We start from the raw sequence: 9,568 nt of genomic DNA on the forward strand, positions 1-9,568 counted from the left end.
AGACGCGCGGCGGAGCCAGCCACCCTCCGCTGCCGCGAGCCCGGTCGCCTCGCCTCGATTCCCGGCGACGGCGAAAACGGCGGCGGAGCCTCGCGCTCCGCCGCCGTTCCTGTCCCCTCTCCCCTGTTCCCTCTCCGCTACGCCCCGTCGTACCGCCGCACGGCCAGGCACACGTTGTGTCCGCCGAACCCGAACGAGTTGCTGAGCGCCAGCCGCACCGGCCGCTCCACCATCCCGCCGGTGGCGTAGTCCAGGTCGCAGTCGGGGTCCCGCTCGTGGAAGTTGATGGTGGGCGGGATCTTTCCCTCGCGGCACACCATCCCGCAGATCACCGCCTCCACCCCGCCGGCCGCGCCCAGCGTGTGGCCGGTCATCGACTTGGTGGAGCCGACCACGATCTGGTAGGCGCGCTCGCCCAGCGCGGTGCGAATCGCCGCCGTCTCGTTCTTGTCGTTCGCGGGAGTCGACGTGCCGTGCGCGTTCACGTAGTCCACGTCGTCCGGCGTGGCTCCCGCCTCCTTCAGCGCCAGCTGGATCGCGCGGACGGCCCCTTCCCCGCCCTCGGCCGGCGCGGTGATGTGGTACGCGTCCGCCGTCTGCCCGTACCCCGCGATCTCGGCCAGGATGGTGGCGCCGCGCGCCTTCGCGTGCTCCAGCTCCTCCAGCACCAGCATCCCCGATCCCTCGCCCAGCACGAAGCCGTCGCGCGTGGCGTCGAACGGGCGGCTGGCCGTCTCGGGGCTGTCGTTGCGCTCCGAGAGCGCCGTCATCGCCGCGAACCCCGCGATCGTCTGCGGGCTCACCGTGGCCTCGGTTCCCCCGGCGATCATCACGTCCGCCTCGTCGTACTTGATCGAGCGGAAGGCGTTCCCCACCGCGTGCGCCGACGAGGCGCAGGCGCTGACGGTGCAGTAGTTCGGCCCCTTCAGCCCCCAGCGGATCGACACCAGCCCGGCGGCGATGTCGCTGATGAACATGGGGACGAAGAAGGGGGAGATGCGGCTGGGCCCGCGCTCGATCAGCTTGCGGTGCTGCTCCTCGAAGGTCCAGATCCCCCCGATCCCGCTGCCGATGATCACGCCGAAGCGCGTGGGGTCGATCCCGCCGATGGCGGCGTCGTCGAGCCCGGCCTGGCGCATGGCCTGCACGCTGGCGCCGATGGCCAGCTGGGCGAAGCGGTCGGTGCGCTTCGCCTCCTTGCGGTCGATGTACTGCTCCGGCTCGAATCCCTTCACCTCGGCGGCGAAGCGGACCTTGAAGTCGGTGGTGTCGAACTGGGTGATCGGGCCGGCGCCGCTCTGCCCCGCCAGCAGGGCGGCCCACGAGCTGGCAACGTCCAGCCCCACGGGCGAGATCAGCCCGGTCCCCGTGATCACGACTCGGCGATTCATCAACCGCTCCGTATCCTGGCAAGTCGGCCTCCGGCGCCGGTGGGGCGGCGGAGCGCGCGATGGTCAGACCGTCCAGACGGACGGCGAAAAAACGCGTGCCGCGGCCCGGGAACCCCGGAGCGCGGCACGCACGTCCACGCGGGGCTCAGCCCTGGTGGTTCTTGATGTAGTCGATCGCGTTGCCGACGGTCTGGAGCTTCTCGGCCTCCTCGTCGGGGATCTCCATCCCGAACTCCTCCTCGAAGGCCATCACCAGCTCCACCGTGTCGAGCGAGTCGGCGCCCAGGTCCTCCACGAACGAGGCCTCGGGCGTCACCTTCTCGGGCTCAACGCCCAGCTCGTTGATGATGATGTCCTTGACCTTCTGCTCGATGTCCGCCATTGCGATGTGCTCCTGAAAGGGTTCCTCAGGTCCGTCTTCCGTTGTGGTCCTTCGCCGGGGCCTTCGAGATCTCGTCCGGGGGCCGCCCACCCGCCCTACATCACCATCCCGCCGTCCACCACCAGCACCTGGCCGGTGATGTACTGCGCCCCCGGCCCCGCCAGGAAGCGGACGGCCGGAGCGATGTCCTGCGGCCGGCCCAGCCGGCCCAGCGCGATCTGCTGCATCAGCGCGTCGCGCGCCGCCTCGGGAAGCTCGGCGGTCATGTCGGTCTCAATGTATCCGGGGGCCACGGCGTTGACCAGAACCCCTCTGGATGCAAGCTCCTTCGCCACGCTCTTGGTCAGCCCGATGAGGCCGGCCTTGCTGGCGGCGTAGTTCGCCTGCCCCTTGTTGCCGGTGATCCCCACCACGCTGGTGATGTTGATCACCCGCCCGGAGCGGCGCTTCATCATCCCGCGGCTGGCCGCGCGGATCAGGTTGAAGGCGCCGCGCAGGTTGGTGTCCAGCACCGCGTCCCAGTCGTCGTCCCTGATGCGCATCAGCACGTTGTCGCGCGTGACGCCGGCGTTGTTGACGACGATGTCCAGCGAGCCCATCTCCTCCTCGACCCGCTTCACCAGCGCGTTCACCGCCTCGCTCTCTGCCACGTCGCAGCCGTAGCCGCGGTGCCCGTCGCCGCCGAGCGCCGACGCGGCGGCTTGCGCGCGCGCCTCGTCGCGGGCCACCACGGCGATCTTCGCCCCCGCGCTCGCGAGCTCCTCCGCGATCGCCAGCCCGATCCCGCGCGACCCGCCCGTCACGAGCGCCACCTGCCCCTGTAGCTCCACCCTGTTCGTCTCCGAGCGTCGGATGATTTTCAGACTGCTGAACGGCAACCGCCGGTGCGTTTCCGCGGCATCCGCGCCGCCCTCTCCCCGCGCCTTGGAGCGCTCGCCCTCTCCCGTACCGGGCGAGGGGGGCTTTCCAGCCTCGGCGCACCCTGCAACCTCTGGTCACACCTACGTTTCGGTGTGCCGGAGATGCTTGCAAGCTACCTCTCCCGGTACGGGAGAGGTGGACGGCCTAAGCCGGCCGGAGAGGGCGCGATGGCGCGGCCGCTCCCCTTCAGCTCTTCCCCGCCCCTCCCGCCGCGTCCAGGAACGCACCCACCTGCTCCGCCGTCCCCAGCGCGGTGCCCATCCCGGCCGCCGCGGGGTCGATGCGCTTCAGCATCTGCGTCAGCACCTTGCCGGTGCCGACCTCCAGGAAGCGCGTGACGCCCAGCTCCAGCATGGTGCGCACCGCGTACGACCAGCGCACCGCGCTGGTGAGCTGCTCCACCAGCAGGCGGCGCGCGTCGGCGGCGTCGCTCACCGCGCGCGCGGTCACGTTGCTGACCACGGGGAACGCGGGCGCGCGGAAGTCGACGGCGTCCAGCTGCTCCTGCAGCCCCGCCTCGGCCACCCGCATCAGCGGCGAGTGGAAGGCGCCGGAGACGTTCAGCGGCGTCACCTTCCGCGCGCCGGCGTCCATCAGCATCGATCCGGCGCGGTGCACCGCCTCCACGTCGCCGCTGATCACCACCTGGCCGGGCGTGTTGAAGTTGGCGGGCACCACCACCGCGGCGTCCGTCGATGCCTCGCGGCAGACGCCCTCGACCACGTCGTCGTCCAGCCCCAGCACCGCGGACATGGTCCCGGGGCGCTGCTGGCCGCCTTCGAACATCAGCTCGCCGCGGCGGCGCACGGTACGCAGCGCGTCCGCCAGCTCCAGCGAGCCCGCGGCGTGGTAGGCGCTGAACTCGCCCAGCGAGTGGCCCGCGGCGCAGACCACGTCCAGCCCGGCGGCGCGGAGCACGGCCCACACGGCGGCGCTGTGCGCCAGCAGCGCGGGCTGCGCGTTGCGGGTGAGCGTCAGCTCGTCCTCGGGCCCTTCCCAGCAGAGCTTCGTGAGTCCGAAGCCGAGCGCGTCGTCCGCCGCGTCCCACACGGCGCGCGCCTCGGGGAACGCCTCCGCCAGGTCCTTCCCCATCCCCACCGCCTGCGACCCCTGTCCGGGGAACAGCAGGCCGATCCGCTCTCCCGTCATCTACCCTGACCCGTCGTCGTTGTCGCTCGCCCGCTCATTCCACGCACCCGCATCCCTCCCGGCTCGGAACACCGGCCCCGGCGCGATGCTCCGCCGGCGCCACGATGGTGCGGCCGCAGTCCCGCAGGGACTTTGTGCTTTTGTTGCCCCCGAATTCATTCGGGGCGCCCGGCCAGCCTCGCGAAGGACCCAGTCCTCAATCGCTACATCCGCACCACGTTCGCCGCCCAGGTGAAGCCCGCGCCGAAGGCCACCATCAGCACCAGCGCCCCCTCGCCCGCGCGCCCCTGCTCCACCGCCTCGTCCAGCGCCACGGGAATGGAGGCGCTCGACATGTTGCCGTAGCGGTCCACGTTCACGAACACCTTCTCCGGCGGGATCTTCGCGTACTTGGCGGTCGCGTCGATGATGCGGATGTTGGCCTGGTGCGGCACCAGCAGGTCCACGTCGTCGCCGGTGACGCCGGCGCGCTCCAGCGCGTGCCCGGCCGCGTCGCACATCGAGCGCACGGCGCTCTTGAACACCTCGGCGCCCGCCATTTTCACGAAGTGGCTGCGCTCGTCCAGCACCGCGATGTCCAGCGGGTACCTGGCGCCGCCGCCGGGGCGGTACAGCAGCTCGGCCAGCGTGCCGTCGCTCTTGAAGTAGCCGGAGAGGATGCCGCGCCCGTCGCCCTCGGCCGGCTGGATCACCGCCGCCCCCGCGCCGTCGCCGAAGAGCACGCACGTCGCGCGGTCGGTCCAGTCGATGATCGACGACATCTTCTCGGTGCACACCAGCAGCACCGTCTTCGCCTGCCCCGCGGCGATGTGCGCCTCGGCCAGCGAGAGGCCGTAGAGAAAGCCCGAGCAGGCGCTGGCGAAGTCGTACGCCGCGGCGTTGTGCGAGCCCAGCAGCGCCTGGATGTCGCAGGCGGTGGACGGGAGAAGGCGGTCGGGCGTGGCGGTGGACACCAGCAGGATGTCGACGTCCGCCGCGGTGATCCCGGCGCGCTCCATGGCGATGCGGGCCGCGGCCGCGCCCATGTCGGCGGCGCCCGTGTCCTTGTCGGCCAGGCGCCGCTCGGTGATCCCGGTGCGGGTGCGGATCCACTCGTCGTTCGTCTCCACCATCGACTCCAGGTCGTGGTTGGTGACGACGCGCGGCGGCGAAAAGCGCCCGGTGCTCACGATGCGGGCCCGTGCGGGCCGTGCTGCCTGGATCATCTCTTCTCACCCGTTTCGGCCGGGTCGCCCAGCCGCTTGGCGATATGCTCAACCATCCGCCGCTCCACCGAGCGCGCGGCAACCCCGATGCCGTTGCGGATGGCCTGCGGCGGCGAGCCCCCGTGCGCGATGACCACCACGCCGTTCACCCCCAGGAGCGGCGCGCCGCCGTAGGTCGAATAGTCCAGCCGCGAGTATAGCCGCTTCAGGTCCAGCTTCACCCCCTGCTGCTCCATCTCGTGCCTCAGCTCCTCGGCCATGAAGCCCGCGATGCTCTCGTAGAACTTCAGCAGCACGTTCCCCACGAACCCGTCGCACACCAGCACGTCGCAGGCCCCGCGGATCACGTCGCGCCCCTCCACGTTCCCCACGAAGTTCAGCGTGGGGCTCTCGGAGAGCAGCCCGTACGTCTCCAGCGTCTGCTCGTTCCCCTTCCCCGGCTCGGTGCCGATGTTCAGCAGCCCCACGCGCGGGTCGTCCACGCCCAGCAGGTCCTGGCAGTAGATGGTGCCCAGGTGCGCGAACTGGAGGAGGTGCTGGGGGCGCGTGTCCACGTTCGCGCCCATGTCGATCAGGAAGAAGGTGCCCGTGGCGCTGGGCACGGGCGAGCCCACGGCGGGGCGGTCCACGCCGGGGATGGGGCGCAGCATGAGCACCGCGGCGGCCATGACCGCCCCGGTGCTCCCGGCGCTCAGGAAGGCGTCGGCCTCGCCGCTCTTCACCAGGCGGGTGCCGACCACGATGGAGGAGTTGGGCTTGCGCCGCACGGCCGTGGTGGGCGCCTCGCCGGGGTCGATGACCTCGGGGGCGTGCACCACCTCCATCCGGGCGCGGTCGGCCTGCGGGTGGCGGGCCAGCTCGGCCTCCACCACCTCGCGGTCGCCGACCAGCACCACGGTCAGGTCCGGACGGTCAAGCAAAGCTCCGACCGCCCCCTCGACCTCGATGGTCGGGGCACGGTCGGAGCCCATCGCGTCTACCGCGATCCGCATCTTTGTCCGTGTGGGAGGTTCGCTCAGAACTCTTCCACTTCGATCCGCTGCTGCTTCCGGTAGTACCCGCAGTTGGGGCACACGCGGTGCGGCTGGTGCGGGTCACCGCACTGGGGGCACGCGTTCACGGTCGGCATCGCGGCCTTCACGTGCGTCCGGCGCTTGCGCTGGCGCTGCTTGCTCTGGCGTCTCTTCGGTACGGCCATCGTCGCCTCTATTCCGGCTGGGCTGAAAGGTTCAGTCGAACTTGACGTTCTTCAGTGCGTCCCACGGCCCGGGGGCCGCGTCGGGAACGCACTCGCACGATCCCTGGTTGAGGTCCCTGCCGCACGTGGGGCAAAGCCCGCGGCAGTCCTCCCGGCACAGCGTGAACTGCGGCGCCTGCAGCAGCACCTGCTCGCGGACCGCGCCGGTCAGGTCCAGGTCGTCGCCGCGCGCGGGGAGCGGGTAGACCTCGCCGTCGTCCACGTCCTCGCCGTCGGCCATGGGCGGGGCGAAGAGCAGGTCCACGTGCTCGTCGACCTCGCTGTCCACCGGCTCCAGGCAGCGGCGGCAGGACATCCGCACCTTCGTGCGGAGCGTTCCGCGCACCAGCACGCCCTCGCCCACCGAGTTGGCGGTGAGGTCGACTTCCAGCGGCTCGGTCAGCTCGACCCCGGTGTCGTTCCACATCGGGTGGTCGGGCGGAACCTGCTCCCGCAGCGAGACTTCTCCGCGGTCCACGGCCGCGAGGTTCAGATGCAGCATAAACCGGAAAAGTATCCCGAAAACCGGCTCCTGTCAAGGAAGGGCCCGGTTTTCGGGAGATGAACCCCATCGCCGCGCGCCGGGCGGATGCCTTCTCCCGGTGCCGTGCGCTCCGTCCGCTGAACGGGGCCCAAAGCTCGCGGCTTGGACGGTTTGTCGCAAGTCCTCGAGCCCCGCGGGATCTCACGCGGAGACGCGGAGGTGCGGGTCAGGCGGGCGAGGCGCGGCGGACCGCGTCCACGATGCGCGCTTCGAACGCGTCGCGGGCGGTGAGGAACTGCATCCACGCGAGGCCGAGGAGGATCACCAGCAGCACGGTCTTGGTGGTGGGCAGCATGGGGGCGACGAGGACCAGCGCGGTCAGGGCCAGCGGCTCCAGGTACAGGCAGGGCGACATCCAGAGCTCCAGGCGCACGCGCTGCCAGGGACCCCGCGGATCGGGCGCCACCACGCCGCCGACCACCGGCAGCCGCGGGCCGCGAAGCTCGAGCAGGAAGGCGGGCGGGTCGTCGTCGTAGAACTCCACGCGGCCGCCGCGCACGCGCACGACCTCGTTGCCGTCGCGCCGGAGCGCGTCCGCGACCGCCGCCAGGATCCTGTCCGCCGGCGCGGCCACGGGCGGCGAGAGCGGGAGCGCGCGGACCACGTGGACCTGCGGCAGGATCCCCGGATTTCCATGAGGTGCGGCGATCGTGCTCATCCTCGGGTTCACCTCGCCGGATTCGCGTGATGAGATCGTCCACGCCGCAGGCCGCGGGCTTACGGCCGCGGGCTGACGGTGAACCAGGGCTGCAACGCGCCGGCCCAGATCCACCCCTGATACTGCCGCCACGCCGAAACATAGGCATGGTACCAGAGCGCCGCGCCGGCGGCCAGTCCGATCGCTCGCGCCTCCGGCCCCATCGGCAGCAGCACCAGCGCGGCGGCGACGGCGAGCGGGACCAGGAAGAGGGAGACGGGATCGAGGTCCAGCTTCACCCGCAGCAGGTCCGGCCCGGCGAAGGAGATGGTGCCGCCGCGCACCAGCCAGGTGGTCGAACCGCCCATCGGCAGCAGCGCGCCGCCGACGCCGGGGCCGCGGAAGACGTACTCGGCCGGCGACAGGCTCACCGTGCGCGCGCCGCGCCAGAGAAGTTCGATCTCGATCCCCCGCAGCACCGCCTCGCCGTCGGGCGCGAGCGGAGCCGGGAAGGCGATCAGGCGGGAGATGCGGATCGGCTGCACGATCACCGCTTCCCCGCTCGCGGCGGATGCCGGGCCTGGCTCACGCCGGCAGGGCGGCGCTCGCCGCGGGCTCGTCTGCCGGCGAGGCGGGCGGCGCGGCCGGAACGGCGCCGGCCCGCCGCGGCGGGAAGCGGAGCGCGAGCCAGACGAGCACCGCCGCGCCCGCGAGGGCGATCACGGCGGCTTGACTCACGCCGATCGAGAGCCCGGCTTCCATCGCGGCGGCGGTGGCGTTGGCGGCCACGTGGAGGAGCACCGCCGTCCACAGCGAGCCGGTGGCGTGGAACGCGTAGCCGAACACCAGCCCCGCCACCAGCAGGGTGGGGCTCGCCCGCAGGCTGAAGTGGGCCGCGGCGAAGACGACCGCGGTGATCCCGATCGCCGCCGCGGGTGGGAGCCGCCGGGCCAGCCGGCCCTGGATCCACCCGCGGAACCCGACTTCCTCGATGAAGGGGCCCGCCAGCACGCCGGTGGCCACGATCGCCCCCCACCCGCCGCCGGCCCGCAGCCAGTCGCCCACCATGTCCGGGCCGTCGTGGTGCGGCAGCGCGCGCAGCAGGAGCGTGTCGAAGCCGAGCTTGAAGGCGACGAAGGCCGCCGCCGCGGCGAGGATCGCCCAGCCGGGGAGCGGGACCCTGCGCAGCCCCGCGCGCTCCCGCTGCGCCGGCGTGCGCAGGTGCGCCGCGGCGAACAGCGCGAGCCCGGCCGCGCAGGCGGGGATCGCCGGGATGGCGGGCACGATCATGCCGACCGTCACCGCCGCCGTCCAGGCCAGCGCCAGCACGACCAGCCCCACGTAGACGAAGATCTCCATGAGCGCCGCGTCGATCCGTTCGCCCGTCTTCATCAGCTGCGGTCGTCGTCGTCCACCAGCACGACGGAGAGGAGCCACGACACCAGGGAGATGACGATGGAGCCCATGAGCGCGGGGACGAAGCCGTCGACCTTGAAGGAGTAGCCGAACTGGCTGGTGATGTAGCCGGTGAGCAGGAGCATCAGCGCGTTGATGACGAAGATGGCCAGCCCCAGCGTCAGCACGATCAGCCCGCACGCCAGCCCCTTGATGATGGGCCGCACGAGCGCGTTCACCAGTCCGAACACCAGCGCCACCACCAGCAGCGTCTTGAACCCGCCGGTGTAGTGGATGCCCGGTACGAAGTGCGCCGCGGCCCACACGGCGGCGGCGGTGATGAGCCAGCGAAGGATCAGCTTCACGGTTCGGCTGCGGGTCGGGTGGACGGAACGTGCATCGGTCGAAGGATATGTACGAAACCGGATGCCCGCGGGTTGCACAAGTATCCCGGACTGCAAGCTCACCGGGTTCCGAGATCGATCGTGCAATCCGGAAGCGCACGTGCGACCTCGCCTGTAGATCCTGCGGCCTGCAGACGTTCGTGTGGAGGCAACTACGGTGTGGCCGGCCTGAATAGAAAGTGCGCGGGCGCAGCCGGTCACCGGCGACTGAAGTCGCAGCAACAACTACGGGAAGCCTCGCAAACTGCGCGAGGCTGATTCCGCTCACTCCGCGGCCCCGGTGCTCACGACCGATCTCCTTTC

The 9,568-nt window shown here is 71.4% G+C and carries 12 protein-coding genes; all 12 read right to left on the reverse strand.

Translation table 11 applies throughout. The annotated features are described in order from the left end of the window. Positions 1-137 precede the first annotated feature (137 nt). The 12 genes from fabF to VLK66_RS00675 all read right to left on the reverse strand — a co-directional run bounded on the left by fabF (position 138) and on the right by VLK66_RS00675 (position 9,226). The gene (gene fabF / locus VLK66_RS00620) at positions 138-1,391 is read right to left on the reverse strand and encodes a beta-ketoacyl-ACP synthase II (RefSeq protein ID WP_325307033.1); all 1,254 of its coding nucleotides are present in this window, start codon (positions 1,389-1,391) and stop codon (positions 138-140) included. Between the two features lie 145 nt (positions 1,392-1,536). Next, the gene (locus VLK66_RS00625; protein ID WP_325307035.1) at positions 1,537-1,773 is read right to left on the reverse strand and encodes an acyl carrier protein; all 237 of its coding nucleotides are present in this window, start codon (positions 1,771-1,773) and stop codon (positions 1,537-1,539) included. A 95-nt stretch (positions 1,774-1,868) separates the two neighbouring features. Then, positions 1,869-2,603, reverse strand: coding sequence for a 3-oxoacyl-ACP reductase FabG (gene fabG / locus VLK66_RS00630; protein ID WP_325307037.1), 735 nt, complete (start codon positions 2,601-2,603; stop codon positions 1,869-1,871). A gap of 277 nt (positions 2,604-2,880) precedes the next feature. Further along, complete coding sequence (gene fabD, locus VLK66_RS00635; RefSeq protein WP_325307038.1) at positions 2,881-3,843, reverse strand: ACP S-malonyltransferase; 963 nt, start codon at positions 3,841-3,843, stop codon at positions 2,881-2,883. Between the two features lie 203 nt (positions 3,844-4,046). Then, complete coding sequence (locus VLK66_RS00640) at positions 4,047-5,048, reverse strand: beta-ketoacyl-ACP synthase III (protein WP_325307039.1); 1,002 nt, start codon at positions 5,046-5,048, stop codon at positions 4,047-4,049. Further along, a complete protein-coding gene (gene plsX / locus VLK66_RS00645) occupies positions 5,045-6,040 on the reverse strand; it encodes a phosphate acyltransferase PlsX (RefSeq protein WP_325307040.1) in 996 nt (331 codons plus the stop codon). Before plsX ends, VLK66_RS00640 begins: the two co-directional genes overlap by 4 nt. Before the next feature lie 23 nt (positions 6,041-6,063). Further along, complete coding sequence (gene rpmF, locus VLK66_RS00650) at positions 6,064-6,246, reverse strand: 50S ribosomal protein L32 (protein WP_325307041.1); 183 nt, start codon at positions 6,244-6,246, stop codon at positions 6,064-6,066. Positions 6,247-6,277: 31 nt separating this feature from the next. After that, positions 6,278-6,787, reverse strand: coding sequence for a DUF177 domain-containing protein (locus VLK66_RS00655; protein WP_325307042.1), 510 nt, complete (start codon positions 6,785-6,787; stop codon positions 6,278-6,280). Between the two features lie 208 nt (positions 6,788-6,995). Beyond that, positions 6,996-7,487, reverse strand: a complete 492-nt coding sequence (locus VLK66_RS00660; RefSeq protein ID WP_325307044.1) for a hypothetical protein — start codon at positions 7,485-7,487, stop codon at positions 6,996-6,998. 59 nt (positions 7,488-7,546) lie between these two features. Further along, positions 7,547-8,011, reverse strand: a complete 465-nt coding sequence (locus VLK66_RS00665) for a hypothetical protein (RefSeq protein ID WP_325307046.1) — start codon at positions 8,009-8,011, stop codon at positions 7,547-7,549. Between the two features lie 40 nt (positions 8,012-8,051). Beyond that, on the reverse strand, positions 8,052-8,858 hold the full coding sequence (locus VLK66_RS00670) for a CPBP family intramembrane glutamic endopeptidase (RefSeq protein WP_325307048.1): 807 nt from the start codon (positions 8,856-8,858) through the stop codon (positions 8,052-8,054). Further along, positions 8,858-9,226 (reverse strand): phage holin family protein, encoded by a 369-nt coding sequence (locus tag VLK66_RS00675; protein WP_325307050.1) that lies wholly within the window; start codon positions 9,224-9,226, stop codon positions 8,858-8,860. The genes VLK66_RS00670 and VLK66_RS00675 overlap by 1 nt, the downstream gene beginning before the upstream one ends. Positions 9,227-9,568 lie beyond the last annotated feature (342 nt).

The organism is Longimicrobium sp., assembly GCF_035474595.1.
GTDB lineage: Bacteria > Gemmatimonadota > Gemmatimonadetes > Longimicrobiales > Longimicrobiaceae > Longimicrobium.